This window comes from Enterococcus sp. DIV2402, from assembly GCF_017426705.2.
Lineage (GTDB): Bacteria > Bacillota > Bacilli > Lactobacillales > Enterococcaceae > Enterococcus_F > Enterococcus_F lowellii.
This window is the reverse complement of the sequence record NZ_CP147251.1, coordinates 1,455,034-1,481,411: the sequence shown is the minus strand read 5'-3', so window position 1 is coordinate 1,481,411 and position 26,378 is coordinate 1,455,034. Positions and strand designations below refer to the sequence as shown.

Annotated in this window: 28 protein-coding genes, 1 tRNA gene and 1 other annotated feature; of the genes, 6 read left to right on the top strand and 23 right to left on the bottom strand. The window is 35.8% G+C overall.

Annotation, left to right across the window (positions count from 1 at the left end; all coding sequences use genetic code 11):
* Nucleotides 1-10: 10 nt before the first annotated feature.
* The 5 genes from DOK78_RS07255 to DOK78_RS07235 all read right to left on the bottom strand — a co-directional run bounded on the left by DOK78_RS07255 (nt 11) and on the right by DOK78_RS07235 (nt 3,390).
* On the bottom strand, nt 11-328 hold the full coding sequence (locus tag DOK78_RS07255) for a carboxymuconolactone decarboxylase family protein (protein ID WP_207940992.1): 318 nt from the start codon (nt 326-328) through the stop codon (nt 11-13).
* 16 nt (nt 329-344) lie between these two features.
* Nucleotides 345-758, bottom strand: a complete 414-nt coding sequence (locus DOK78_RS07250; protein ID WP_207940993.1) for a cupin domain-containing protein — start codon at nt 756-758, stop codon at nt 345-347.
* The gene (locus DOK78_RS07245) at nt 759-1,283 is read right to left on the bottom strand and encodes a flavodoxin (protein ID WP_207940994.1); all 525 of its coding nucleotides are present in this window, start codon (nt 1,281-1,283) and stop codon (nt 759-761) included.
* A 98-nt stretch (nt 1,284-1,381) separates the two neighbouring features.
* A complete protein-coding gene (locus DOK78_RS07240; RefSeq protein WP_207940995.1) occupies nt 1,382-2,263 on the bottom strand; it encodes a LysR family transcriptional regulator in 882 nt (293 codons plus the stop codon).
* Nucleotides 2,264-2,385: 122 nt separating this feature from the next.
* Nucleotides 2,386-3,390: an aldo/keto reductase gene (locus DOK78_RS07235; RefSeq protein ID WP_207940996.1), complete on the bottom strand. Its 1,005-nt coding sequence runs from the start codon at nt 3,388-3,390 to the stop codon at nt 2,386-2,388.
* A 104-nt stretch (nt 3,391-3,494) separates the two neighbouring features.
* Between DOK78_RS07235 and DOK78_RS07230 the strand changes: the two genes are divergently transcribed.
* A complete protein-coding gene (locus DOK78_RS07230) occupies nt 3,495-3,893 on the top strand; it encodes a MerR family transcriptional regulator (protein WP_207940997.1) in 399 nt (132 codons plus the stop codon).
* A gap of 56 nt (nt 3,894-3,949) precedes the next feature.
* Here DOK78_RS07230 and DOK78_RS07225 read toward each other — a convergent pair whose 3' ends face one another.
* Nucleotides 3,950-4,789: an HAD family hydrolase gene (locus DOK78_RS07225; RefSeq protein ID WP_207940998.1), complete on the bottom strand. Its 840-nt coding sequence runs from the start codon at nt 4,787-4,789 to the stop codon at nt 3,950-3,952.
* A 175-nt stretch (nt 4,790-4,964) separates the two neighbouring features.
* Between DOK78_RS07225 and DOK78_RS07220 the strand changes: the two genes are divergently transcribed.
* Entirely contained in the window at nt 4,965-5,453 is a 489-nt protein-coding gene (locus tag DOK78_RS07220; RefSeq protein ID WP_207940999.1) for a gamma carbonic anhydrase family protein, read from the top strand.
* Nucleotides 5,454-5,732: 279 nt separating this feature from the next.
* On the opposite strand, the gene DOK78_RS07215 is transcribed toward DOK78_RS07220, so the two are convergent.
* From DOK78_RS07215 to DOK78_RS07150, 14 genes are all read right to left on the bottom strand, one after another.
* Nucleotides 5,733-5,969, bottom strand: coding sequence for a metal-dependent transcriptional regulator (locus tag DOK78_RS07215; RefSeq protein WP_339076388.1), 237 nt, complete (start codon nt 5,967-5,969; stop codon nt 5,733-5,735).
* Between the two features lie 48 nt (nt 5,970-6,017).
* A complete protein-coding gene (locus DOK78_RS07210) occupies nt 6,018-8,774 on the bottom strand; it encodes a cation-translocating P-type ATPase (RefSeq protein WP_207941000.1) in 2,757 nt (918 codons plus the stop codon).
* Nucleotides 8,775-8,829: 55 nt separating this feature from the next.
* Nucleotides 8,830-8,875, bottom strand: a sequence feature (sodium ion sensor (DUF1646 type); this cis-regulatory element may regulate processes involved in with the transportation of sodium ions).
* Nucleotides 8,876-9,240: 365 nt separating this feature from the next.
* Nucleotides 9,241-9,312: transfer RNA gene (locus tag DOK78_RS07205), tRNA-Arg, on the bottom strand.
* Nucleotides 9,313-9,384: 72 nt separating this feature from the next.
* A complete protein-coding gene (locus DOK78_RS07200) occupies nt 9,385-10,536 on the bottom strand; it encodes a GNAT family N-acetyltransferase (protein ID WP_207941001.1) in 1,152 nt (383 codons plus the stop codon).
* Nucleotides 10,537-10,600: 64 nt separating this feature from the next.
* Entirely contained in the window at nt 10,601-11,854 is a 1,254-nt protein-coding gene (locus DOK78_RS07195) for a PTS sugar transporter subunit IIC (protein WP_207941002.1), read from the bottom strand.
* Between the two features lie 24 nt (nt 11,855-11,878).
* Nucleotides 11,879-12,196 carry a PTS lactose/cellobiose transporter subunit IIA gene (locus tag DOK78_RS07190; RefSeq protein ID WP_207941003.1) on the bottom strand — a complete coding sequence of 106 codons (318 nt, stop codon included), beginning with the start codon at nt 12,194-12,196 and terminating at the stop codon, nt 11,879-11,881.
* A gap of 24 nt (nt 12,197-12,220) precedes the next feature.
* Nucleotides 12,221-12,538 (bottom strand): PTS sugar transporter subunit IIB, encoded by a 318-nt coding sequence (locus tag DOK78_RS07185; protein ID WP_207941004.1) that lies wholly within the window; start codon nt 12,536-12,538, stop codon nt 12,221-12,223.
* 221 nt (nt 12,539-12,759) lie between these two features.
* The gene (locus DOK78_RS07180) at nt 12,760-13,173 is read right to left on the bottom strand and encodes a DUF3284 domain-containing protein (RefSeq protein WP_207941005.1); all 414 of its coding nucleotides are present in this window, start codon (nt 13,171-13,173) and stop codon (nt 12,760-12,762) included.
* Nucleotides 13,174-13,380: 207 nt separating this feature from the next.
* Entirely contained in the window at nt 13,381-13,593 is a 213-nt protein-coding gene (locus DOK78_RS07175) for a hypothetical protein (RefSeq protein WP_207941006.1), read from the bottom strand.
* Between the two features lie 64 nt (nt 13,594-13,657).
* A complete protein-coding gene (locus tag DOK78_RS07170) occupies nt 13,658-15,067 on the bottom strand; it encodes a PTS sugar transporter subunit IIC (RefSeq protein WP_207941007.1) in 1,410 nt (469 codons plus the stop codon).
* 321 nt (nt 15,068-15,388) lie between these two features.
* A complete protein-coding gene (locus DOK78_RS07165) occupies nt 15,389-15,706 on the bottom strand; it encodes a PTS sugar transporter subunit IIB (RefSeq protein ID WP_207941008.1) in 318 nt (105 codons plus the stop codon).
* A 134-nt stretch (nt 15,707-15,840) separates the two neighbouring features.
* Nucleotides 15,841-18,561 carry a sigma 54-interacting transcriptional regulator gene (locus DOK78_RS07160; RefSeq protein WP_207941009.1) on the bottom strand — a complete coding sequence of 907 codons (2,721 nt, stop codon included), beginning with the start codon at nt 18,559-18,561 and terminating at the stop codon, nt 15,841-15,843.
* A 12-nt stretch (nt 18,562-18,573) separates the two neighbouring features.
* Complete coding sequence (locus DOK78_RS07155; RefSeq protein WP_207941010.1) at nt 18,574-19,845, bottom strand: DEAD/DEAH box helicase; 1,272 nt, start codon at nt 19,843-19,845, stop codon at nt 18,574-18,576.
* A 13-nt stretch (nt 19,846-19,858) separates the two neighbouring features.
* Nucleotides 19,859-20,860: a Gfo/Idh/MocA family protein gene (locus DOK78_RS07150; protein ID WP_207941011.1), complete on the bottom strand. Its 1,002-nt coding sequence runs from the start codon at nt 20,858-20,860 to the stop codon at nt 19,859-19,861.
* Between the two features lie 171 nt (nt 20,861-21,031).
* Here DOK78_RS07150 and DOK78_RS07145 point away from each other — a divergent pair, with 171 nt between their 5' ends.
* The 3 genes from DOK78_RS07145 to DOK78_RS07135 all read left to right on the top strand — a co-directional run bounded on the left by DOK78_RS07145 (nt 21,032) and on the right by DOK78_RS07135 (nt 23,034).
* Nucleotides 21,032-21,376 (top strand): DUF4828 domain-containing protein, encoded by a 345-nt coding sequence (locus DOK78_RS07145; protein WP_207941012.1) that lies wholly within the window; start codon nt 21,032-21,034, stop codon nt 21,374-21,376.
* A 116-nt stretch (nt 21,377-21,492) separates the two neighbouring features.
* Complete coding sequence (locus DOK78_RS07140) at nt 21,493-21,648, top strand: hypothetical protein (protein ID WP_207941013.1); 156 nt, start codon at nt 21,493-21,495, stop codon at nt 21,646-21,648.
* Nucleotides 21,649-21,723: 75 nt separating this feature from the next.
* A complete protein-coding gene (locus tag DOK78_RS07135; RefSeq protein ID WP_207941014.1) occupies nt 21,724-23,034 on the top strand; it encodes a serine hydrolase in 1,311 nt (436 codons plus the stop codon).
* A 43-nt stretch (nt 23,035-23,077) separates the two neighbouring features.
* Here the strand turns inward: DOK78_RS07135 and DOK78_RS07130 are convergent, their stop codons facing one another.
* Complete coding sequence (locus tag DOK78_RS07130; protein WP_207941015.1) at nt 23,078-23,563, bottom strand: GyrI-like domain-containing protein; 486 nt, start codon at nt 23,561-23,563, stop codon at nt 23,078-23,080.
* A 119-nt stretch (nt 23,564-23,682) separates the two neighbouring features.
* On the opposite strand from DOK78_RS07130, the gene DOK78_RS07125 reads away from it, so the two are divergent.
* Nucleotides 23,683-24,897 (top strand): YdcF family protein, encoded by a 1,215-nt coding sequence (locus tag DOK78_RS07125; RefSeq protein WP_207941016.1) that lies wholly within the window; start codon nt 23,683-23,685, stop codon nt 24,895-24,897.
* Between the two features lie 36 nt (nt 24,898-24,933).
* On the opposite strand, the gene DOK78_RS07120 is transcribed toward DOK78_RS07125, so the two are convergent.
* Both DOK78_RS07120 and DOK78_RS07115 read right to left on the bottom strand, forming a co-directional pair.
* The gene (locus tag DOK78_RS07120; RefSeq protein WP_207941017.1) at nt 24,934-25,437 is read right to left on the bottom strand and encodes an HD domain-containing protein; all 504 of its coding nucleotides are present in this window, start codon (nt 25,435-25,437) and stop codon (nt 24,934-24,936) included.
* A 142-nt stretch (nt 25,438-25,579) separates the two neighbouring features.
* Nucleotides 25,580-26,338 carry a TrmH family RNA methyltransferase gene (locus DOK78_RS07115; protein WP_207941018.1) on the bottom strand — a complete coding sequence of 253 codons (759 nt, stop codon included), beginning with the start codon at nt 26,336-26,338 and terminating at the stop codon, nt 25,580-25,582.
* Nucleotides 26,339-26,378: the final 40 nt, after the last annotated feature.

The window sequence follows — 26,378 nt, the reverse complement described above, 5'->3', positions numbered from 1 at the left end:
ACCAGCAGTTTTACTCGTCATCAAAAATTTCTTTGGCTAAATTAAATGCTGACCATGCTTTCGGCCATCCAGCATAAAAAGCAAGATGTGTAATTAATTCGACAATTTCTTCTTTTGTTACGCCATTTTGCTTAGCAATATTTAGATGTGCTTCTAATTGAGGAACACCTTGGGTTAACAGACTTGCAACAGTGATTAAACTACGATCACGTTGAGAAAGTTGTGCTTCCCGATCCCATACTTCACCAAATAAGACATCATCATTTAATGCTGCAAATTGTGGGGCAAATTCTCCTAAGTTATCTCTTCCAGCTGTTTGTTTTGGCATTATTTTTCCTTCTTTCTTATTTTTTTAAATTTAAATAAATCTCATCAGAAACTGGTTCTAGCCATTCTGGAGTGCCAGCAGTAATTGCAATATGTTCAAACCAACTATCTTGTGCTGCACCATGCCAATGCTTTACCCCATCATGTGTAACGACAACATCGCCTGGCTTTAAGAATTGAGCTTCTTTTCCTACCTCTTGATACCAGCCTTCACCGCCTGTAACTAAAAGAATTTGGAAACCATCGTGATGAATATGCCAATTGTTTCGACATCCTGGTTCAAATGTCACATTTCCTACACCGACATTAACTGACGGATCCGCGACAAGGGTTTTCAAATAACTTTGCCCAACAAAATATTGAGCAAACGCATCATTTTTATCACCACTTGGAAAAATCACACCATCTTTGACTTCTTCAAATTTTGCCATTTATATCTCCTCCGTTATCGAATACTGTGTAAGCCAGTTTGCAATAGCATTATCAGCTTTCTCAACTCTTGAACCTCTAACTGGTAAACCTACCTTTACATTTGCGTTTGGACAGATTTTTTTTAGCTCAATTAAACTGCAACCAAAAGCACTTCCTTCATGTGTACAAAATGGATAAATTGTTTTAGCTGACAAATCAACTGTTTCTAAAAAGTGAACAACTATCTGCGGAAGCGAACCAAACCAGTTTGGAAATCCTAAAAAAATCGTTTCTACTCGATTCCAGTCAATCGCTAGTTCATGAAAAATAGGCTTGTCCTTCGTTACTTTTTCCTTTTCAACAATGGCCATTGCCTCGTAATAGTCAAAGGGATACGGAACTTTCGGACAAATTTCAACTACCGAGAGTTGTAACTTTTCTCCAATTTTTTCTGCTAAAATTTTTGTATTTCCCTTCACTAGTGTTTTAATTTGACCATTAACGAAATTTTCATCTTTTCTAGAAAAGTAGATTATAATTGTCATTTTCTCACCTCAAAAAAGCTGTACCATGAACTCAAATAGCTTACAAGTTCATAGTACAGCGTTATTTACTTAGCGTCCAATACCTATTAGGCTTAGTTTCATGCCTCTAAAGCATGTTTGATTTTTTTGATAAATGTAAGAACTGTTGAACTAAGGATGGCATCTTTTTTCCAGACAAGTACACAATTAGTTTCAAGTGCGGGGGCGCAAGGTAGGAAGATTGTCTTATTTTTTCGATTATCAATGGCTCCTTTAATCGCTAAGGCAGCTCCCACTTTATTTTCTACTAAAGAAATGACATTAAAAATTAAATTGTATTTCCCAACAATATTTAAGTCGCCTTCTGTGAATTGTCCCCAAGAACAAAACATCTCTCTGACTTCTTTACGACTAGAACAAATAAGCGGAATCCCTCGAAGATCTGTTGCAGAAATGCTCTGTTGGTTACTTAAAAAATGTTCTGTCGAAACTAATACTCCCCAGATTTCTTTGTCTGGTAAAATCAATTTATTGTATTTATCCATAGGCGTTGGTTCAATTAATAACGCAACATCTAACAGACCTTTATCTAATTTTTCAGTAATATCATTACTCGTTCCACTAAAAATATTGAATGTTACTTGAGGATAATCAGCAATCATTTCTTCTAACATTTCTGATAAAAAATGAGAACTTTCCGCTTCTACACAACCAATTGAAATTTGACCACTTAAAATAGCCTGTTGATAATTCGCAAATTCTTGTTCGGTTTTTTCATTCAACTCTAAAATTTCTTCTGCTCGTTTCTTCAAAAACATACCCGGTTCAGTTAAATATAGTTTTTTATTTTGGCGTACAAATAAATCAAGCTGTAAACTCTCTTCGAATTCTCGAATTTGTCTACTTAAAGTTGGTTGTGTGATATGCAGTTTTTTTGCTGCTTGAGTAATATTTTGTTCTTCTGCAACGGTTAGGAAGTATTTTAACATTCTAATTTCCAAAGATACCTTCCTCCTTATTTTTTCTCTTAATGTTATTATACATGTTAAAGCCTGCTTTAAGACAAGCCGGTCTCTTTTTTAAATAAAAAACTGCACTTCCTATCGAAAAGTGCAGTTCTTTCTTATTTTTCCCATTGTTTACCAAATGATTTTTGTTGCGATTCGACATGTCCTCTATGGCCATGAATCACTACGTCATTGAGAGCGAATTCAATTGCTTCAAACTCTTGATTATTTAAATGAACATCCCATGAACCTAAATTCTCTAAAATCCTTTCTTGATTTTTAGATCCGGGAATTGGAATAACGTTACTATACTTATGAAGCATCCAAGCGAGCGAAATTTGCGCATTTGTAGCTTGTTTCTCTTTTGCAAATGTCTTTAAAAGAGCTATTATCGGTTGATTGGCAACAATATTTTCTTTCGATAATTGAGGAACAAATTTCCTTACATCGTCTCCTTCAAATTTTGTTTCAGTTGTGATTTTACCTGACAAAAAACCACTCGCTATTGGTGAAAAAGGCACCACACTAATCCCATGTTTTAAACAATATGGAAATATTTCCTGCTCACAGTCACGTTCCATCATAGAATAAAGATTTTGTACGGCTGCTACAGGTGTTACCTGATGTGCTTTAGCAAGCGTCTCAACTGAAACTTGAGATAAGCCCCATTCTTTAATCAATCCTTCACGAATGAACTGCCCCATCACCTGAGCAATATCCTCAATTGAAATCTGTTCATTAATTCGATGTAAATAATATAAATCAACATATGTTGTCTGCAAGTTTTTCAATGAAGCATTCAAATGTTTGCGAATAGCTGTATACAAATCTATTTCTTCTGTAATTTCATTTTCATCAATATGAAATTTAGTTGCTAGAATAACCTGTTCTCTAAAAGGAGCAACCGCTTTCCCAACTAATTGCTCGTTATGTCCTGGATAAAACATTTCTTTCCCATAAGCTTCTGCTGTATCAAAAAATGTACAACCAAATTCATACGCTTTACGAATCGCTTCAATACTGTAAGCTTCTTCTGGAACTTGTCCATACCCATGAGAAAAACCCATACATCCCATACCAATCGTTGAAACTGATAAATTTCCTATTTTTCTTTTACTCATTATAAACTTCCTCTCCTTACTTATTAACTAACTATTTTGTTCATGATATAATTACTGTAACACCTTAGAGTTACTCTAAGTCAAGGAATTTCAAGGAGAAAAAAATGTATACAGTCAAAGAGGCTTCAAAAATTCTCAATATGAGTGAACATACCATCCGTTATTATACAGATTGCGAATTAATTCCTACTTTAATTCGCACTAAAAATAATCAACGTCTCTTTAATCAAGACTCTATGAATTGGTTGTTAGGTATAAAAAATTTAAAAGCTTGCGGGTTATCAATTAAAGAAATTAAAGAATTTGTTCAATTAAGTCAACTAGGTGATTCCACCATTAAAGAACGCCATCAAATTTTTTTACGTTCTAAGAAATTAGCAGAATTACAATTAGCAGAAGCTCAAGCTAGGGTAACTTTTCTTGAAAACAAACTGAGGCATTATGAAGAAATAATGTATAATGGGATTCCTGATAAAACCAATCCTTCTCAATGGAAAAGATAAAGAAAAAAGAGCTTCCCTAGTTTTTAGGTGAAGCTCTTTTAAGATATTTCTGATACTTAATATAAATGAAGTTCTTCTAAAGATTTTGCTATACCGCCTTCATCATGTGTCAAAGTAACAATATCTGCTACATCTTTTAAAACATCTTGCGCATTTCCCATAGCAATACTCAATTCAACTGCTTCAAACATTGACAAGTCATTATGACCATCACCAAATGCAATCGTCTCGCTCTTATCTTTTTCAAGATGCTGAATGACTGTTTCGATTGCCGTTTTTTTAGTGATATTTTTAATGCCTATCTCGCCACTGTCTGGACCAAAGATTGGAACTGTACTACGTAACATATAAAAATCGCCCTCATATTTTTCATGGATGACTTCATAAGGAATCGTTTGATTGATAAAAGAAACTTTATTAACATCCCCATAATCAATCTTTGTTTGATCTTCAATTAACAAGTCTAAAAACCAGGCAATATCTTGTAATTTTTCTTGACCCTCAATCGAGTCTTTCGGTGTTCCTTTTAAAATCAAACTACTCAGTCTATCTCTAAGGTTTTTACTCGCAAACAATCCTTGATTTGATTCTAAATAATATTCCACTTCATTTTCTTCAAGAAAAGTTATCAATTTTCTTAATTCAATTACATCAAAAACTTCATGTAAAATAACTTCGCCATCCACTTCACAATAACCACCACCCGCACCAATCATACCGCGAATCGGTAATTGCACCACTTCTTCTGGGATTTCGGCTTTCGAACGTCCTGTGCACAAAAAGAAATCATGTCCATTTTCATGTGTCTTTATAATTGCTTCTTTCGCACTTTCAGGCACTTTTCCTAAGTCGTTACACAGTGTTCCATCAACATCTAAAAAAATGATTTTTCCCAATCAGCATTCCTCTTTTCTAAAATAAAGTCACCTCTATCTTATCAGTTTTTTTCAACGAATTGAACATTCATAGTCAGATACATCTAGTAAACTATTCGCTAGTTGATAATGACTGACATAATTAGCTTTATGCTATACTAACAATAGCGCTACAGAATGGAAAGGAGTCGCAAAAATGACAAATTTTATTGCAAAAAATGCAACGGTAATTGGCGATGTCACTTTAGGGACAGAAGTAACGGTTTGGTTTAACAGTGTGATTCGAGGAGATGGCAATTCCATTACAATTGGCAACCGTACCAACATTCAAGATGGAACAATTATTCATATTGATCATAACGCGCCAGTAGAAATTGGCGACAATGTGACAGTCGGACATCAATGTATGCTTCACGGCTGTAAAATAGCATCTGGCGCATTAATCGGGATGAGTTCCATTGTGCTGAATCATGCCGTTATTGGAGAAAACAGTATGATTGGTGCAGGTTCTTTAGTTACTCAAGGTACCATTATTCCTCCAAATGTTTTAGCTTTTGGTCGTCCAGCAAAAGTTATTCGGCCATTAACCCCTGAAGAAATCCAAGCCAATCAAAAAAATGCTGACCACTATTGTCAATTGGGACAAGAATATTTAGAAGGAAAATATTTAGAAATACAGGAATAGACACGTACCTAGCATTTAAGTATGTCTACTATTTCATAAGTAACTTAATTTCTCAAATAAACAGGCAGTCCGATTAACAGGTAAATCTGGACTGCCTTAAGTTTTTTAGAATGAACAATAATCGTTAGTCAGTGAACTTATGATAGACTATTTTTTCAAATACTGGTCTAACTTATCAAAAAATAATTGATTATTGATATGTTCCAGTTCATCCAGAATCTCCTCTATTTCTTCTTCTGAACACTCTAAACAGGTTTCTAGAAAACAACTTAGTAAATCTTACTTTTTTCTTAAATAGGCAACATATCTAGATCCTTTTTCAGTAAGATATACACCCATATATGGCGTATATCTTACAAGATTTTCTTGAGATAATTTTTGAAGCATTTCCGTTACAGACGACTTCGTAAGGGCTAATTTTTTTGCTAAAAGCCCCGTTCGAGCAATACCATCTTGATTTTGATAATAATTTATCAATTTTAAGTATTCTTCTTTTTCTGCTGAAAAAATTTTCACCTACTCACCTTCTTTTACTTTTAATTGATAGTAGGAATGAATGATTCACTACCAAATCTTAATACCAAACAACTCTTTCACACCTGATAAAATCAAGGTAGGCAATGCTGGAACAAACAGTACCAGTAAATAGATCGGCAACGTCAATGGTGCTGTTCCCATAACTATATTAAAGAATGGGATAATCGTTACCAGATAAGAAGAAATACCTGCAAAGAGAACGGCTGCGATTAAGTGCTTGTTTTCAAATGGGTTTCTTCTAAATAATGTTTTCGTGCTTCGCGCATCAAAGACATGCCATAATTGGCCATAAACCAGTGTTAAGAAAGCTACGGTTTGGGCTTGATTACTTGATAACCCTTGGTGAGCCGCCCATAAGAATGCAACATAAACCAATACTCCCATAAAAATTCCGCGAATCAAGACACGAGACCAGGTATAATTTGCTAGAACCGATTCGTTTGGATCTCTCGGCTGTTCCTCCATAATATCAGACTCAGCGACATCATATCCTAGTGAAAAAGAAGGGACTGCATCGCTTACCATATTGACCCATAAAATCATCAAAGCAGTTAATGTTGGTGTCGCACCAGGAACGTTGCCGACTGATTGTGTAAAGAAGATTAAACCAATCAATAATGAAAGAACTTCTGCTACATTGGTTGTTAATTCATGACGCATAAAATTTTTAATATTGGCATAAATGGTTCGACCACTTTTAACAGATTGTTCAATTGTTGTGAATTTGTCGTCCATCAGAATTAAGTCGGCTGAATCTTTCGTCACTTCGGTTCCAGCAATCCCCATAGCGATACCAATATCCGCAGCACGTAATGCAGGTGCATCATTGACACCATCACCGGTCATTGCGACAATTTGTCCGTGCTTTTGTAATTGTTTAACAATGCGTTGTTTATGTTCAGGTGACACACGAGCATAGATATTCGTATGTTTCACACGACTATATAATTCTTCATCAGACATCTTCTCGATTTCAATACCTTTAATCACTGGCGCATCTACCGTATCAACAATACCTAATTCTAAGGCAATTGCTTTGGCCGTTTTTTCATGGTCCCCTGTGATCATAACAACTTCGACATTCGCTTTTTTTAACGTACTTACAGACTCTTTGACTTCTTCACGAGCTGGGTCAATAATTCCGGCAACACCGGTAATAATTAACTGCTTTTCTAACTCTTCGACAGATCCATTCATTGCTTCTTGTTCCGTAATTTCTCTATAACCAACAGCTAATGTACGTAAGGCTGCTTCTGCATACTCTTCGACGGTATCTACGAATGATTGTTTTGCTTCCTCTGAAGAATCAACTTTATGATTGATTAAAATGCCTGTACTTTTATTGACCAATACATCTGGCGCGCCTTTGGTATACACCAGATAACGCTCGCCTTCTTTAACAATGACACTCATCATTTTACGACTACTCGTAAAGGGTAATGTACGGATAATTTCTTTTTCTTGTTCTAGTTTTTCTTTCTTTAGACCTGCTTTTAAGCCTAAAACGGTTAATGCGACTTCTGTTGGATTCCCAAATGGTTTATATTCACCATCCACTTCTTTGACAGTCGCTTCATTACATAAAACAGCTCCTTCTAAAAAAGCTAGTGTATCAGACATCTTGGCGCTTTCTTCTAGTGAATTAATGTCACCCGTTGGCGCATAACCCAGCCCAGATACAGTGTAATAATGGCCGTTACTATAATACTTAACCACTGTCATTTCGTTTTTCGTTAAGGTTCCGGTTTTATCCGAACAAATATAAGAGGTCGCTCCTAAAGTTTCTACACTGGAGAGAGATTTAATAAGACCTCTGTTTTGTGCCATTTTAAAAGCGCCAATTGTCAATACAATCGACAATACTGCAGGCAACGCATCAGGAATAGAAGCTACTGCTAGAGCGATTGATGTGGAAAGTACCGAACCAATCGATGTAAAACTGATTTCCCCTGCCTGAATCATACCAATCACAAAGGTAAATAGAATGACACCAGCTGAAATCAGCATTAAGGTCTTTGTCAATTTATTAACCGTATTCTGTAAGGGAGACGGTTTATCTTCTACAGCTTGAATTAATTGTGCAATGTTTCCTAATTCAGTGTTTAAACCTGTAGCAACGACTAAACCAATTCCTTGCCCATTTGAAACAATGGAGCCTGAAAAGCCCATATTTTTTCTATCGCCAATTTCGACAATTTCATCAATTGCTTCGGTATTTTTATGAATCGCATCTGCTTCGCCAGTTAAATGTGCTTCAATCACTTGCAATTCATTCGTTTGAATCCAACGTACATCTGCTTCAACGAAATCGCCTACTTCTGCTTTGATTAAATCCCCCACCACAACATCTGTAGCAGCAATTTTTTCCCAGCACCCATTTCTTAAGACCGTTGTTTGACGATTGTTCATCTCTTTTAAAGCATTCAAACTCTTACGTGCACTAATTTCTTGCCAAAAACCTAAACAAGCATTGATGATAATTAAAATAAAAATAGCTGCTGCTTCATACAGAGATTCTTTACCATGCTGCATATCTCCTTGTATCTGAATAGAATAAAAGGAACTCAATAAAGATAATACAATAGCCCCCATCAATACGATGACAATGGGTTCTTTAAAATTCTTCAAGAAGACTTTCCAGTATGGATCTTCTTTTTCATCAGGTAGCTTATTCACTCCATATTGCTCTCTGAGACTACGAACACGCTCATTTGTTAACCCGTTCGTTGGATCAACCTCAAATCTCTTGATTAATTTTTCTTTTGTTTCTTGATAAAAATGCATCGCTAACTTCCTTTCTTTTTTCTAAACAACGCAAAAAGAGCGCAAGCAAACAAGACTCTCCTCACCCTTGGAGAATATGTCTTGAAAGCTTGCGCCCAACCTGGTCATTTATGAAATTAGTATTAATTTAACAAAAATTTTCTACTTTGTCTATCTTGATGCCTAAAAAATATAATTTTTTACTACTCAATCGTTATCGTAGACTGAAAAACTATTCTTCACTAGTTTTTTCTGTACTTGAAGAAAGCGACGTTCGCATCTCAGTATCAGCATGAATATTTTAATCCATTGCACTTAATATTCCCTTTTGTAATGCTTCCACCTCGACAACTGCCAAGGTAAAAGGAAAAATGTTAGCAAGAAATTCAGCCACTTTTATTAAAAATTATAATTTTCAATCTGCAAAATCTCTAAATACATCATTCAAATAAAAAAACTGAAACCCTTATACAAAGAGTTTCAGCTACGTCCTCTGCTGGAATCGAACCAGCAACTAAGTCTTAGGAGGACCTTGTTATATCCATTTAACTAAGAGGACGATTGACAAAAAGTCTGTTATCATTTTATCGCTAACCTAAAAAAAACGCAAGGTCAGCGATAAAATTACTTATTAAAAATAATCCTCTAAAACAGGAATATCTGTTGGTAAAATCGCTTCTACAATAGACACTATTTCTTTATCAACCGTTACACAATTGAAAAACATCAATTCTCGTAATTTTTGATAGCCTAAAAAGAGTTGTGTAAAACGTTGAACAGAAATTGTTAGCGTAGGTAGCTTGGTTTTCGCTACTTTACTGACAGTTCCTTTTGAATGAATTTCAAAAATCCCTTCATTCCATGGCGCATAGGTATCTTCTAGAATCTGAATCGCAAATGCTGCTTGTAGATTATCAAATGGATAAACCGTTAAAAATGCCTCAATATCAACAATTCGAACCATCATTTCTGGTCGGATTGTTGCATTTGCAAGTGGTTTTTCTTGTAGGAAGAATGAACTATTTTTATTGTATCCTTGTTCATAGCGAATTTCACTGACCGAATCTCTGTGTGTAGCAATGTAGCGATTCAACGCATGATATGCATTGCCGCTTAATACTTCCCACTCTGCACAATGAAACTTACCATTTAAAATTTGATAAATTAAATAGCCTTCCGCTTCGTCGGATTCATTATAATACACGGCAAAATAATATGGGCGTTGAATATGGAACTTATATTCATACCACCAGTCTTCACGTTGTAATCCTCCATGCTTATTTCGATTAGATGCTTCATATACTTCTTTAATGACATCTTTTGATTGTTCCCATGTCTGTCGACGAATTTTTCCTGGTACACGTCTACTATCCGGCCACTCATGACTAGGTACATCATACGCAATTCGTTCAAAAATCAATTCGTAACCGTAACGACGATAAAAAGGATATGAGAATGGTGCGAGATAAGAGAAAAGAACCTTATTTTCTTTGCAGTCATTTAAAATATTCGCCATCAATTGATCGATTCGGCCTTCACCACGATAACTTGGATCAGAGGAAACAAATCCTACACCTGCCATATCAAACACTTGATTAAAAAATTGAACTTTTAAAGGCGTCGCAATAATTTGACTTGCTAGTTGTTCTCCATCGTAGGAACCATAATGTTTTGAATGTTCTACAATATAATTCAAGCGATTTTTGTATGCGTCGCTTTGATTAAATTGAAACGCATAATGAGCAAGTTGATAGATCGCATCTGCTTTTGTAGTCTCTTGCATTTATTTTCCTCCTATGAATTTATAAAGAAGGACCATAAAAATGACCCTTCTTTAAGTAGATATTTTATTGTGCTGCTTGTTCGCGTTTTAATTCTTGTAAAACTCCGATACGAACAAACGGAATGTAAATCAATGTAGAAATGACTAGGTTGATGGCTGCTAATAAACCGCCTGTCCAACTTTGTGTTGCTAAAAATCCGCCAATTACTGGAGGTGTTACCCATGGTGGCATAAATGTTGCTGCAGGGACGAAACCTAATTTGGTTGCCCAAAATGCAGTTGTAATTAAGACCATTGGCGTGATGATAAATGGAATAAACATAATTGGATTTAAAACAATTGGTAAACCAAACAATAATGGTTCATTGATGTTGAATAATCCTGGTGCAGCACTTAAATTATTTACTACATTGTACGCTTTATTTTTACGACCAACTAAATAGATCGCAATTATCAAACCAAATGTTGCACCTGTTCCGCCTAAGTTGACAAAACTATCAATAAATGGCTTATTCACGATATATGGTGCTACCTTACCAGCTGATACAGCTAATGCATTCGCTTCGATGGCAGGTGCATTAATTGTTTGTAAAAATGGGTCAATCATATTTGCACCGTGTAAACCAAAGAACCATAAGAAAGGTGTAATAAACGCAATCAACAACGCTGATGGATACGTACTTGCCATTCCCATGAATGGTTGTTGTACCGCTGTGTAGAATGAATTAATAATATCTGGCACACCGAATGCTGCAAAAATCGCAGCAACTAAACCGAATAAACTAACTACAATCATCGCTGGTAACAATGCTGCAAATGAACGTGCCACAGCTGGTGGTACACCATCAGGCATTTTAATTACTAATTTACTACTACCAGATAAGCGAACAAATAGTTCTGTTGAAACAATCCCTACAATAATTGCAATAAATAAACCTGTACTAGACATTCCTGTTGCGCCGCCTAGAGCGAAGAATGAAGCTAGTGATACTGTTCCTGCTGCAATACCATCTTTGCCATAACCGTGAGCTAAATTATACGCAATTAAAAATGAAATAATAACAGACAAAATAGCGAATGTTCCGTTCCAAACAGAGCCGCCAAACGTTTGCCAAACACCTTCACCAAAAATACCGTTCATAAAATTTTGATAAACCGGTATTGGTAAGTTATTAATCATAACCACCAAAGCCCCTAAAATCATTAAGGGCATTGTTACCATAAATGAGTCACGAATCGCTACTAAGTGACGTTGTGCGCCAATTTTAGATGCAATTGGCACAAATTTATCTTCCATAAAAGCTACAAATGAATCCATTGTTTCTTCCTCCAAATAATCAAATTATTTTGCTTCGATATGACGATAAACGTCAATAATCTCTTTTGCTAAATCGGTAAATGCGATTGAAGTCATCAAATGATCTTGAGAATGAACGGTTAATAAAGTAACTGTCATGTGATCTCCTTGTGCTTCTTGAGTTAATAGTCCTGTTTGAGAATGATGTGCTTCCACTAATGACGCTTCAGCATCTTTGATTTTTTGATCTGCTAATTCAAAGTCACCTTGTTTGGCAGCAGCAATAGCTTCCATTGCATCGCTTTTTGCATTCCCACCATACATAATTAATCCCATAATTGCTTCTAAGTTTTTTTCATCCATGCGTATATCTCCTCGTAATTAAAATTATTTCATTAAACTTTCTGCTTGAGCTAACACTTTTTCACCATTCATCATGCCATAATCAGACATATTAATTACATCTAATGGAATTCCTTTTGGTGTTAATTTTTGTTCAAATTGAGCTTTCATAAAACGAACTTGTGGACCTAATAATAAAACATCCACTGGTTTTGTTTCTAAATGAATATCAGCTTCTGATGCTGATACTGCAAAGATATCTGCGTCTACCCCTTTATCTTGTGCTGCTTTTTGCATTTTTGTTACTAATAAACTTGTGCTCATTCCTGCTGAACATACGAGCATAATTGTTTTTTTTGCCATGATTGTTGCCACCTCTCAAATTTATGTTGTCTTTACACTTATTTATAAAGCAAGAAGTGTGCCAACTATCAAACAAGCTAAAACCCTTTGAAATCAACGTTTTAGTTACACTATTCAACTACACACTGATTACATTTCACCTACACACTACAAGTTAAGTGTAAAAATACCTCTTTGTATGTAATTTAGTGCGTAAAAAAAGAGCCCGTTGCCGTAGCTCTCTAATACGATTGTTCAATCATTGCTAACATCTGTTTAAATTGACGTTTTTTAAAGAAGCTAAGAAGTACCCCTGTAACCATATCATTTAATGATTGAATCATTCCATGTGAGTCCATTTTTTCTACATATTGGATTTCACAACTCTTTTCATCAATCGAACGAATTTGATAAGTTGCAGTAAAATCATTACGCGTGGTAGATGTTCGGTAAATATATAATTGATCGGTGATTAATTCTTCAATTTTTATTTTAGCACTGGTCTTCTCATTGAATTTCTTGATATATTCAAAACCTATCAGTTGTTTTTCTTTTAACGTTTGACCAGTAGCTTCTTGAACATCATACATCACTGAATCAATAATTTTCTTGTAGAAAAATTCAGCAGGAACATTCATTTGTTTAACGATTTCCACGATTTTCCTCCTCCACTCTCTTTTTTTCTTTTTTATTGCCTTTAATAAATAGACTGATTCCTAGGATTATAAAAAAAATGGACACGATTAAATTGGGCCAATTATACGTGCCGGTCTGTGCATTTACACTATATATAAAGCATATCATCCCTATACTAATTAGAAACAAGCCGTTCTTCAACATATGATTCACCCCATTTCATCTGATTATGCCACATTAAAATATAAAACTTTGCCCCATTCTTCAGCTTTGATTGCATCTTTGGCTAATCGGATTGCGGCATCTTTGTCTCCTGTTATCTTAAAAATTAATTGGATGCCCTTTTTTTCTTTAAACTTATAAGTAATTGCTTCATTTTCAATTGATTCTAATAATTTTTTGATATTTTCTTGTTGCATTGCAGAACTAACTGTAATCATAGTATACACTCTCCATTATTTATAAAATTTCTAGCTGAGTAATTTCTTACTCAGCTAGATTTTTTTACGCTTGATCGGATGGATCAATTTTGTTGGCTGCTAGAATAAATGGTGCCCAAATTAATAAGGCTACTACTAAGTTGACAATGGTTAACACAATCGCTCTCCAGTCTCCTCCTGTTGCTAAGAAACCACTAAGAATCGTAGGCATTACCCAAATAACATTCACTACCACTGGCGAAACTAATCCAGCAGCTGTCGCAAAGAAAGCAATCGTTGCAGTTACAAGGGGTGCAATGATAAATGGAATCATAAACAATGGATTCAACACGATTGGCAATCCAAACATAATTGGCTCATTGATATTGAATATTCCAGGTCCTAATGCTAATTTACCAATCGTCTTGTGATCTGCCCGTTTAGAGAATAACAAAATACCAACTAATAGCATTAATGTTACTCCTGCACCGCCAGGCCATACGAAGGCTTCAAAAGAACCTGCTACCCATTTGTACGGAATTGCATCACCTAATTGGTAAGCATTAGTATTTTCAACCATGGCAACTCCATAAATCGATTGTAAAACTGGCCCCATAATGTTTGTCCCATGTAACCCAAAGAACCATAAAAAATGTACAAGTAAAACAATAATAAATACGGCAAAATAGCCTTGTGATAATCCAAGTAAAGGTTTTTGAATAGATTCAGCAATCCAGTCAATTAATGGCATACCTACAAATTTTTCAAATAAGAAATAAATTGTACCTGAAACAAATAATCCGGCAATTCCTGGAATAATTGCTGCGAATGCTTTAGATACAGCTGGTGGTACAGAGTCTGGCATTTTGATAATAATATTTTTATTCATTAATTTAGCAAAAATGATAACCGAGATAAAACCAAAAATCATTGCTGTAAATAAACCAGTTCCTCCCATATAGGCACCAAATGGGAAGTATCCCCAACCGCCTGCAGAAATTGTTGTTCCATCTACAGTCCAGCCAGCTGTTGTAATAATATCAGCTGCTTCTTTAGGTAAAGCTTCTCCCAAAGTCAATGAAAGATTTGCTGATTGTGGAATCCCCATAATAAATGCCGATAAGGAAACAATTGCTCCTGATAAAGGATCCACATTATATGCTTTTGCAATGTTATAGCCTAAAGATGCTGAAAATACTACAGCCATAATAGCTAACGTTCCTGTCCAAACGAGTCCATTAACTGAAATTAATGGTTGAAAGAATTTAGTAATCACATTGATTCCTTCTGCTTCGTTATACCATGAACCAGAAGTAATATACGTACTTGGAAAGTCACGTACAAAGGCGTTCAATAATACGGCAATCGCTCCTGCCATTGTCACCGGCAACATCCCAATAAATGCGTCACGCAATGCTACTAAGTGTTTTTCTGAGCCAATTTTTGCTGCAATTGGCAACACATATCTTTCTAACCATCCTGATAAAGCTTCCATTTCGTTTCCTCCTATAAGTTCAATTCTTAGAATATTTTTTCTAAAAAATAATCAAATAACTATCCGTTCAAAGTAGTATTTGAAAAACATTCTGTGTATTTTGAATCTATCCGTTCTTTTGTTACATCAATAAAAACAATTGATGCCATCAGGCCATCTTGTGAATGATGCACTTTAACTAACAAGACTTCTCATCTACTAACTAAAAGTCACGCCTCTAGGTAACCGCTTCCATTATATTATTTTTGGCAATCCCATCATGCACAATCCATCCCATGATGACTTTTAACTGTTTTTTCTTTCAATAAATTCCTCTGATTGCTACTTAATTAGTGCTTCTGCTTGTGCTAATACTTTTTCGCCGTTCATCATGCCATAGTCAGCCATATTGATAATATCCAATGGAATCCCTTTAGGCGCTAATTTTTGTTCGAATTGGGCTTTCATAAAACGAACTTGCGGACCTAACAATAATACATCCACTGATTTTGATTCCAAATGGTTGTCCGCATCTGAAGCTGAGACTGCAAAGATGTCTGCTTCCAAACCTTTGTCTTCTGCTGCTTTTTGCATTTTTGTTACTAATAAACTAGTACTCATCCCAGCCGAACATACTAACATAATTGTTTTTTTTGCCATGTTTATTCACCTCTTTTATTTTTTATTTACACTTAACTATAAAGCAAAAAGCATGCCAAAAATAAAAATAGACCAAAAACTGATACATTCAGCTTTTGGTCTATACAGAAAACTACACAGTGTTGATATAAACTTTACACACTTTCATCTAGTGTGTAAGAATTAAAGTGTGTATCTACTTTATTTTCAATAAACATTTGTGTTAGAAAAGCAATTTCATCTTCTGGGATACGTACATTGTAATTCTTTTCAATTAACATCAAACTTGTTTTTAATTGATCGGCTTCTAAACGATACCGTTTTTGAAAACTTGCTAAGTCTGGGAAATGACGGGTTGGTTCTTCTTTCAATAAGCTTTCAATCAAGAAGGCTAAATGAATAACAATGCCTGCTTCAGCACTTGGTTCAACAATTAAATGCATTTGCGTTTGAATTTGTTGAACGGCTTTTTGTAAATCAATAATCAATGATTTTAATGAAGAAACATGGGTAATTGTCCCTTTCAATGAATTGACAATTGTTTCTAACGGTACCCCATCACTGACAATTCGTTTTAAAACATTCAAGCGTTCATGATTAAAGACATCATACGCAGAAAAGAAGGGGATATTCTGATATTCGATCTCTACGGTCCCAGCAATAGCCCGAATTTCGTACTCTTCCAATAAGCCATCAATGTGTTTTTTGAATGTTTCGCGTTCGATAAACTGCATCTGTATAATTTCAACTTTGGATTGGTCAACAATTGGCGCAATTCGTTGATATAACTTCGCAGCCACACCTTCCCCTGTAAAGCAAGTAACCACAATGGCTTTTTTCGTACGTTTCGTTTCATGAAGTGAACGAAATTGTTCCCGTACGATACTTTCAAAGGAGATTTGAATATTTTGATAGATGTCTTCCAAACTTCGTCCAGCATCTGCCATTCGCAAGGCTTCAATCACAATCATGGTACTAGTCATGGAGATTGCTTTCGTACGAATACCGGTTTCTTCATAAATTAAATTCGCAAATGAATTCAATGATCCCATATCGGTTAACAACAATAAACCATTAGATAATTCATCACGGTTTCCATTTACGTAAGCTAATAAATCAGCATACATCTCTTGAACTTCTGTTTCCAAAGACATGTTCATCGCAGTACCAATTGTGGTACTTAACAGTTCTTGCGCTGTTTCAAGCATGCTGCTGGCAGTTGCGCGTCCGTGCATCAACACTACAATGTCCACTTTATTTAAAGGCAATGATTCGGTTTCACCCACTTGAATCGATAAGAACATGCTAATAAAGCCAATTTCATCAAAGGGGATTTCCACATCATATTCTTCTTCAATGATACTTGATAAGTCTAAGGCCACTTGAAATTCTGACTTCAATTTCTTACGAACCGTGTTCAAATCAGGATGTACAATCATATGCCCTTCTGCTACACGATCAAGTGTACTTTGTAAGTGCATTGCAAACGCAAAACGAGCTTTTTCGTTGTACTTACGATCAAGTTCTTCTTCGGCAATATCATACAAACGATTAGTTAACTGCCATAATTCTTGCGGAATTAATTCTTTTTGAACAGGCGCTTGTGCCAACTCTTCCACATACGTTTCAAAATATGCGTCAACATCTCGAGAAATCAATTTTTCCAAATCAACACTTGCCACACCAGTTTCACTTAGCGTAGATACTTTTTCCTCAATGTCATTGTAGACTTGCATATTCCGTTCTGGATCATGAGACCAAACAGCATCGGCTTCTTTAGGTTCGAAGCTTAAAAATTCCCCTTTTCCCTCTAAAAAGCGATCCAAGCGATCCGCCATTTCCTTCACTTTTAATAAGCCTTTTTGAACTTGTAAAGAACAGTCTTTTTTTCGAATGACTAAGATATCCTGTCGATGCGTACGATAGTGTAGGAAAGCTTTGGCACAAACTAATTTCAAATCACGTTTAATTTGGCCAATGTTTGCTTCTGCATCATACAGCATGAAGGCTAAAATGGCTTCCTTTTCTACTTGAATTCTCTGATTCAAACGATTTGCTTCTTGCTTAATAAACAACGAAATAATTTCGTAACGTTCATCTAACGAACGCGCAGCTAAGCTTGGTAAGGTAATCGCCATCGGAATTCGACGATTGAACGTTGTCAAAAAAGAGTCTGAAGATTCAGTTGTTGCGCCAATGATTTGGACAGAAGCTTCATAGACTTGAGCACTTTCCCCTAAAGGACGATACACCCCTTTATCAATAAAGGTAAACAGCATTTCTTGTCCTTCCGGTGGTAAACGGTGAATTTCATCTAAAAATAAAATACCGCCATCTGCTTTAGCAATCAATCCTGGGCTATCTTCCGTCGCTCCAGTATAGGCACCTTTACGAATTCCAAAGATATGACCAAATAATAGCTGTGGATTTTGAGCATAATCCGCACAGTTAAACGAAACAAAAGGAGCCGCTTTTTCCAACATATGTGATTGTACAGCAAAATGATACATACATTCCGCAAACATCGACTTACCAGTTCCCGTTTCGCCAAAAATAATTGTGTGTAAACCTCTTGGCGGATATAAAATAGCTGCTTTGGCTTGTTGAATACTAACTTTAAGGGAAGCATTTTCTCCGACCAAGGTTTCAAACGTGATGTCGGTAGAAGTATCCACATGCACTTGGTCATCAGAAATCGCTTCGTATATCACTGGTCGTCCTGAACGTTTTTGAATTTTTTCTTCTTTATAAAGTTCACTCAAATAACGACTAGCATTACTGCGATCAATCTGCAAAATATCGGCTACTTCTGCGGCAGTTAATCCTTTTTTATGCAGTTCAATCGTTTGCAAGATTTCTTCTTTTCTAGAGTACATGTCTCTCTTCCTTTACTTTTCTTTGCGTTTTCGTGCGCCTTTATTTTTTTGTGCTTTTTTGCGATTTTTTACTTTAGGTTTTGTGTTTGATTTAACCGCTTCGTGTTTAACTTTCGGTTCAGTTTGTTTCAATGGTTTGCGTTCTTTGGGTTGATGGATTTCCTTTTCAGGTTGTTCATCAAGTAACGCACCTCCATGTAAAAAGACTTCTTCTATTGTTAAGTCTAACTCTCTGGCTAGTTTTTTCAAACGTGGCAACGTGTTTTCTTGGACAATGGTCACTACTTGGCCAGAAGCGCCCATTCGTCCGACACGACCTGCACGATGTAAGTAGCTCTCTTTTGTCAAAGGTACCTCTGCATTGACAACATATGGCAATTCGGCAATATCTAAACCACGAGAAGCCACATCTGTTGTGAGTAACTCCACAATTTTTCCTTGTCTAAATAATTCTAGCGACATCTTACGCAAATCCTTGGATTGATCCGATGCCAGTGATGCGACACGTAAATGATGGAATAATAATTTTTCTTCCGCACTCCCTAAGTCTTGCAATTGATTGAAGAAAACCAGACCCTGGAATCCTTCAATATTTGCCAAACGACGTAACCCATCAACCAAGCGGCGACTTGGATAAACAAGGTATGTGTGCTTTACCACGCCTTTGCTTTGGTCTTCTTTTGTTACATCAATTACTTGAATCTCTGGTTTAATTGCTTGAATTGCGGCTAATGCTTGATCCGCTGTCGCAGAAAAGAAACCTAATTGTACCTCTTGTTGCAAGCTTTTGATAATTTCTTCAACTAAATGACTGGCACCAGGTAAAAACAATTGATCGGCTTCATCAAAAATAATTGTTTTTAATTGATGTGATTTAATTTTCTTTTGTTTAATTAATTCAACAATTCGTCCAGGTGTCCCTATCAGTACTTCTGGTTTTGTTTTTAACTTTTCAATTTGACGTTTAACATTCGCTCCACCGATAAATGGTTGAACATTTAAGCCTAAGTCTTTTCCCCATTGACGGGCAACTTCAGCTACTTGAATGCCCAATTCCTGTGAGGAAGTCAAAATCAACAATTGATTGCCTTCATTCAACTGAACATTTTGCATTGTTGGTAAAAGATAAGACAACGTTTTTCCTGAACCCGTCGGTGAAATACCTACAAGACTTTCTCCTTCGATTAATGGACGATACACTGATTCTTGGATAAGTGAGGGCGTAGTAAATCCTTCTTCATCCCAGCGTTGTTGCCATTTTTCAGGCAGTTTAAATTCTGACATCACATTCGTTCCTCTATTCCTGATCCGCATCAAATTTGATGTCGGCTTGTTTTCTCAATTGATACAATACATTATTCACGTCACGTGCTAATTCAACCCATGTTTCATAACGTTCGATATTTGTTGCATCAGTTGGATTCTCAATGATTTCTGCAAAATCAAGCGCTTCTTCAATCATTGGATTTTCTTTGGCAACCACATCTAAAACTTGCGTCCCAGTTTCGCGGTTGTGTAACTCCGCTTTTTCAATGGCATTAATTCCATTTAATGCTAACGTCCCGTTATCAAAATAAATTTCTGAAGGCAATTCTGCATTACCAATTTTACCATGTTGAATTGTTACATCAAACGTATCGTATCTTAAAATAGCTATGCCAATCCCATCGACACCCGTTGCAATTTTACGTGCAAAATGATGCACTTCATTTGGTACACCAAACCAGCCTAACGCTGCATAAATCGCATACACGCCTAAATCAGACAACGATCCTCCTGAAAAACGTGGCGAAAAGATATTTGGTTCTTCTCCAGCTAACACTTGATCATAACGTGAAGAATACTTCATATAAGTAAAGTTTGCTCCGATAATATGCTCAGGTGATGGTAAAAATTCTGCAACCGTTTGAAAACTTTTTTCATGGATATTACGCGCTGCTTCAAAGAAAAAGACGTCTTGTTTTTTTGCCAACTCAATAATTTCAGCCATTTCTTGTGGATTTGAAAACGCTGGTTTCTCCACAATAACATGCTTGCCAGCTAAAATAGCTGCTTTAGCTTGACTAAAATGCAAACTATTTGGTGAAGCAATATACACCGTATCCAATAATGGTGTAGCAAAGAAAGTCGCTAACTCCGTTTCACAAGCAATATTTCCTTCATATTTACTAGCAAATTCTTGCGCTGTTTCTAGTCTCCTTGAATAAACAGCCGTTAACGTGTACCGACTCGTTTCTAATGCACCTTGTACAAATTGATGCGTAATCCAATTTGTACCAATAATTCCTAAATGGACCATATTCATTCCCTCTTTTCTATAATTTAACTGAATTTAAAATTCTGAGCTACTTAGGGAAATTTTAACATATAATCACAAAAACTTCTTGAAAAATCAAACCTTAGTCCCACTTATTTTCTTAACTACCATGATATAATAAATGTAACTTGATAAGAGAACAGGAGTGATTAAGTGGACGCCAGAATGTTTCTTCTCGGAACTTCTTTAGTGACAAATATCGTAGGTTCTACGCTTATCCGTCGCAGAAAGAAACCGAATAACAAGCTAGATTCTTTTGTTGGTAATTGGGTATATTATCGACGAAATCACACAGGACAAGTCTATGTAACAGTAACCGATGATTTACAACTCTATATCCAGAATAAACTGCAACCAACAACAGTCATAGATTGTACTGCTGAGCGTCTTACATTAATCGATTCGATGGGATATCATATTGTTTTTGAACAAAAAGACAAACATATCGCTTTTTATGACGAAACAGAAGGGACTTCTTTTCAATTAATCGAGTGTTAATATTTTTTTGTGGATGAACAAGGTTTGTTCCGTTAAATAAGTCGTACTTATTTATATTTTAAGGTGTGGGTTCGATTCCCATCTTCCACGTATCAATTATGAAGGGTGTGCTGTCTATGTTAACCACATTTGTTTCATTAGTATCTATTTTTGGATTAATGGGATTGTTGGCTGTGTTTTCTTTCTTAGCCTATCAAATTAGTCAAACAGAAACGAGCGCGAGTGTTCCCGTTCGAGTAGAATCTTCTTCAAAGTCTCATCGTAGAGTTTAGTTGCAACTAAACTCTTTTATTTTCGCTTTGAATTTGATACACTCTTAAGTTGAGACTATTTAAAGGAGAGTATTTATGAAGAAAAAACATCGCTTTCTCCCCTTATTAGCGGGAATTTTGTTTTTCCTTTCATCAGTTGTGCCTATTTTTAGTGTGCAAGCAGATGAATTATCTGGAGACTTCAAAGTGGAAGCTAAAGCCGCCCTTTCGATTGACGCAGATACAGGTAAAGTGTTATATGACCAAAACAGTGACGACGCATTAGGTATTGCCTCTATTACTAAGATTATCAGTCTTTATTTAGTGGAAAAAGAAGTTGCAGAAGGGAAGCTTGCTTGGGACGATGAAATTGAAATTTCCGATTTTGTCGCACAACTAAGTGTCCATCCTGAACTTTCAAATGTTCCTTTAGAAACAACCAGTAAATATACTGTAAAAGACTTATTCGATTCAGCATTCATTCAATCATCAAATGCTTCTACCATGGCATTAGCTGAAAAAATTGCTGGTTCTGAAGCAGATTTTGTTGATTTAATGAAAAAACAATTGGAAGACTGGGGCATTAAAGATGCCAAAATCGTAAACTCAACTGGTTTAAACAATGTTTATCTAGGTGAACATATCTATCCTGGTTCTAAAACAGATGATGAAAATATTTTATCTGCAAAAGGTGTAGCGATTGTTGCTCGTCATTTAATTAATGATTACCCAGACGTACTAGAAGTAACTGCGACACCAAAACAAGAATTCGGGTCACATACTTTCTCACCAATCGAGATGGTCAACTGGAACTGGATGTTGCCAGGCATGCTTTACGAAAAAGCAGGTGTGGATGGATTAAAAACTGGAACAACTGATCTAGCTGGCGCTTGTTTTGTAGGAACGATGACAAAAGATGGCCAACGAATTATTACGGTGGTATTAAACGCTACAAATCATGAGACCGATCCCGGCGCACGTTTTGTAGAGACGGGTCGCTTAATGGATTATTCTTTTGATAATTGGAAAAAAGAAGAAGTTTTAGCTAAAGATGCAACGGTCCCTGAATTGAAAACCGTTCCTGTTCATCAAGGAAAAGAATTAACCGTTCCTGTCCAAACAGAAGAAGCACTAACAGTCTGGTTACATTCTTCAATGACAAAAGACGATGTCACCTTCAAAACTTCTTTAAATTCAAAACGTATCACTGACGATAACGAATTACAAGCTCCTATTGAAAAAGGAGTAAACGTCGGAACTGTCCAAGCTGTTTCACCCGACAAATTAGGTTTTATCGAAGAAAGTGATACCGATACTACGAAAACTGCCTTACTTGCTAGTCAAGAAGTTAAAAAAGCCAATATCTTTGTTCAAGCTTGGCGAGCAGTCAAAGGATTATTTAATTAAAAGAATGTGCGTCACTTTCTTATGGAAAGCGACGCACATTCTTTTATAACATTTTAATCGGAAAATATAATTCTACTTCTCCAGGTTCAAAACTTGGTAAATAGTGTTCTTGGATTGCTGCAACTAATTCAGCATTTTCTTGTGGCAGGATTTCTTCAAACATCTTTTCTGTCATCATTTCTAAATTCGCTTCATTGGTTTTTACAACAAGATATTCCATTGCTGGAATCAACCAGCGTTGCCAGTCATGCGGTTGCTTGACTTCATGTGGTAACTGCATTCCAGCTAAATAACGCCCCTCTTCTTGCCACGGATCTAACCAGCGCTTAGTATCACTCATCAATCCCCATAAGTTTACCGAATCGACTTCCCATTCGTTGGCTGCCTCTGCCAATTCTTCAAAATCACGATTTGCCAGTTCCCACAATTCAGGAACCCAAGAAGCAGCTTCAGTTGCTAAGCCGCGTCCTTCTTTCCCAATCACTGCAAACTCAGGTAGTCTTTTACGTATTACTTCACCTAGTTCCAATCCTATCATCCTCCTACTCATCTCTTCTTTTCATTGTAACGGATTTTTGTAAATAAATAAAACAAGATTTTTTGTAGAAAATTCGTTATACTTAATCTATTAATGAATGGAGTGATCGTATGGGGTTAATGCAATTATTTATTTTTGGAATTCCTTATTTAATAGGAGCTGGTGGAATTTATTGGTGGCGTAAAAAAAAGCCACAGCCTGATAAATTTTTCTTTTTAGTTAGCTGGACGTTACTTGCGCTCTCAATATACTTAGGGATACTCGAAGCTAAAAATGGTACTTATTATTTAATAATTCCGCTATTATTTTTTGGTCTATTTTTCTTTTCTTATCGTTTAGAAAAAACCAGATTAATAAATGGCTTTTTATTTAATTTATTTATTGTTATTTTTGGTAGTTATTTAGTGATTAATTTCATTCAAACACCAAATATTATTGTGTTTTTATTATTAGCCGTTATTGGTGTGTGTGGTTTACTGATTTTAGCTTTTGGTTTTACAGGTCTAATGCTTTTATTGTACTGGAATGCCGTTATTGTTATTCGAAAAGAATCACGTTCTTTAGCAAATTTATTAACGTTGATTTTAGCCATTTTAATGACATTGTGGCTGATTTATGATCATTTTATCGCGAGTATTTTACCAGACTGGGCAAGTCTTTTATTATCTATTTTACCGATGACACTTTTTTATTTCGCTTTTGTTTTCTTAAATTTCTTAACAGTTTCAGTTTTGTATCAATTCAATCATCCTCGTTATAAACAAGACTGTATTGTTGTGTTAGGTGCAGGATTGATTGATGGCGAACGTGTTTCGCCACTATTAGCCCGAAGAATTGATAAAGCTATTTCTTTTTATCATCAACAGAAAAAAGCAACAGGTAAAGCACCCAAGTTGATTATGTCTGGTGGGCAAGGTGCCGATGAGAAAGTCTCAGAAGCTGTTGCGATGAAACAATATGCATTAACACAAAATATTCCGGAAAGTAATATTTTAGTAGAAACCAATTCCACCACGACTTTGGAGAATATGCAATTTTCAAAAGAAATTATTCGTCAAAACTTTGGTGAAAATGCCAACGTGATTTTTTCTTCTAATAACTATCATATTTTTAGAGCAGGAATCTTTGCGCGTTGGGCGGGGTTAAAAGCAGATGGAATTGGCTCAAAAACAGCCTTGTATTATTTACCAAATGCCTTTTTAAGAGAATTCATCGCCATTATAGCCATGAATAAAAAACGTCATTTTTTAATTGTGGGGCTCTTAGCAGCGATGATTTTAGTATTGACAGTCATCGTTTTAATTGGTACTTATTGGGCAACATAAAAAAGTAGGTGATAGCGAACTATCACCTACTTTTTCTTATATAGAATCATTTCTTACAACGACACGTTGAATCCGTGTTTTGAAGCGTTTCATTAAGGGGCTAGTGGCCTCTTGAATCGCACAATACTTATCGACCATTGTTACAATGTAGCTTTCTTTGTAACGTGGTGGCGCGATTGTTGCTCCCCACATATGTTTGACAATAATGTCACGTTCTAAATCAGAAAGTTCTGTTAACTTTTCTGCATTCTGTACTGCAATGCGTGGATGCATATACGCATGAGATCCTTCATCGAATTTCGTTGTACGCCAGTCATAATAGAATAAATCATGTAATAGACCTGCGCGAGCAGTTGCACGTGCATCGCCTTTCCAACGTTTTGCTAGTTTATAACTATTGTAAGAAACACTAATTGAATGATCTAATCGAGTTGAATGCATATGTTGAACAAATTCTGATAATTTTTGAACTTCATCCGTTGCAAGTAAATCTTCTACATAAGATAGATATTCTGTATCTTTTTGCCATTCTGTTGTCATATGAATCTTTTGGCCACCTTTTACTTTGCATTTTTTGTATCTAATAAAAGTATAGCACGCTGATTTTAAAATTCTATAATATCATCATATTGTCAAAGAATTTTAATAGTTCCTTAAAATTTGTACTTTTTTCACACAATAATTACACAAAGGCATACATTAAAATTCCAGCCGCAACGCCGACATTTAAGGATTCTGCTTTTCCATGAATCGGAATATATAAATTTTTATCTGTCATTTGTAACAATTCAGCAGCGACCCCTTGCCCTTCATTTCCTAACACCAATGCAACATTCGCTGTTTTTTCCACTTGATTAAATTGTACAGCATCCACATTTAGCTCTGTTCCATAAACCGGAACTTGATTTTTTTGGAATTCAGGTACCACTTCAAGTAAATCACACGCAATTACAGGTATATGAAATTGACTTCCCTGCATACTACGTAAGACCTTCGTGCTGTAGACATCTGCAGTTCCCTTGCCTAGCAAGACACCATTAAACCCTGCTGCATCAGCGGTACGAATCATGGTACCAACATTCCCTGGATCTTGAACGTTGTCTAACAATAACCATTTCCCTTGATACGTTAATTCAGCGAATGCTTCTTTTTGAACAACTGCAATCATGCCCTGAGGTGTTGGCAAATCAGATAACTGCTTCATTACTTCATCTGAAACAAAATAAGTGGTGCTCATTTGTTCAGCTATCCAAGTTCCCCACTCTTTTTTCCCACGTTCATCGATAAAGATTTCTTCAATTTTAGCGCCATATTTTATAGCTTCTTCAACTAAATGAAATCCTTCCAGTAGATATTTTCCTTCTTGTTCACGGTATTTGCGTTTATGTAATTTTTTACGTTCTTTAATTAGTCCGTTCTTTGTCGATTGAATTTCTTTCATGCTTTCACCTCAAGTCTCATTATAGCATGAAAGAATTTTC

Coding starts and splice junctions, on each gene's coding strand:
- DOK78_RS07255 (WP_207940992.1), bottom strand. CDS start 328: ATGCCAAAACAAACAGCTGGAAGAGATAACTTAGGAGAATTTGCCCCA.
- DOK78_RS07250 (WP_207940993.1), bottom strand. CDS start 758: ATGGCAAAATTTGAAGAAGTCAAAGATGGTGTGATTTTTCCAAGTGGT.
- DOK78_RS07245 (WP_207940994.1), bottom strand. CDS start 1,283: ATGACAATTATAATCTACTTTTCTAGAAAAGATGAAAATTTCGTTAAT.
- DOK78_RS07235 (WP_207940996.1), bottom strand. CDS start 3,390: ATGAGTAAAAGAAAAATAGGAAATTTATCAGTTTCAACGATTGGTATG.
- DOK78_RS07230 (WP_207940997.1), top strand. CDS start 3,495: ATGTATACAGTCAAAGAGGCTTCAAAAATTCTCAATATGAGTGAACAT.
- DOK78_RS07220 (WP_207940999.1), top strand. CDS start 4,965: ATGACAAATTTTATTGCAAAAAATGCAACGGTAATTGGCGATGTCACT.
- DOK78_RS07210 (WP_207941000.1), bottom strand. CDS start 8,774: ATGCATTTTTATCAAGAAACAAAAGAAAAATTAATCAAGAGATTTGAG.
- DOK78_RS07200 (WP_207941001.1), bottom strand. CDS start 10,536: ATGCAAGAGACTACAAAAGCAGATGCGATCTATCAACTTGCTCATTAT.
- DOK78_RS07195 (WP_207941002.1), bottom strand. CDS start 11,854: ATGGATTCATTTGTAGCTTTTATGGAAGATAAATTTGTGCCAATTGCA.
- DOK78_RS07190 (WP_207941003.1), bottom strand. CDS start 12,196: ATGGATGAAAAAAACTTAGAAGCAATTATGGGATTAATTATGTATGGT.
- DOK78_RS07185 (WP_207941004.1), bottom strand. CDS start 12,538: ATGGCAAAAAAAACAATTATGCTCGTATGTTCAGCAGGAATGAGCACA.
- DOK78_RS07175 (WP_207941006.1), bottom strand. CDS start 13,593: ATGATTACAGTTAGTTCTGCAATGCAACAAGAAAATATCAAAAAATTA.
- DOK78_RS07170 (WP_207941007.1), bottom strand. CDS start 15,067: ATGGAAGCTTTATCAGGATGGTTAGAAAGATATGTGTTGCCAATTGCA.
- DOK78_RS07165 (WP_207941008.1), bottom strand. CDS start 15,706: ATGGCAAAAAAAACAATTATGTTAGTATGTTCGGCTGGGATGAGTACT.
- DOK78_RS07160 (WP_207941009.1), bottom strand. CDS start 18,561: ATGTACTCTAGAAAAGAAGAAATCTTGCAAACGATTGAACTGCATAAA.
- DOK78_RS07155 (WP_207941010.1), bottom strand. CDS start 19,845: ATGTCAGAATTTAAACTGCCTGAAAAATGGCAACAACGCTGGGATGAA.
- DOK78_RS07150 (WP_207941011.1), bottom strand. CDS start 20,860: ATGGTCCATTTAGGAATTATTGGTACAAATTGGATTACGCATCAATTT.
- DOK78_RS07140 (WP_207941013.1), top strand. CDS start 21,493: ATGTTAACCACATTTGTTTCATTAGTATCTATTTTTGGATTAATGGGA.
- DOK78_RS07135 (WP_207941014.1), top strand. CDS start 21,724: ATGAAGAAAAAACATCGCTTTCTCCCCTTATTAGCGGGAATTTTGTTT.
- DOK78_RS07125 (WP_207941016.1), top strand. CDS start 23,683: ATGGGGTTAATGCAATTATTTATTTTTGGAATTCCTTATTTAATAGGA.
- DOK78_RS07120 (WP_207941017.1), bottom strand. CDS start 25,437: ATGACAACAGAATGGCAAAAAGATACAGAATATCTATCTTATGTAGAA.
- DOK78_RS07115 (WP_207941018.1), bottom strand. CDS start 26,338: ATGAAAGAAATTCAATCGACAAAGAACGGACTAATTAAAGAACGTAAA.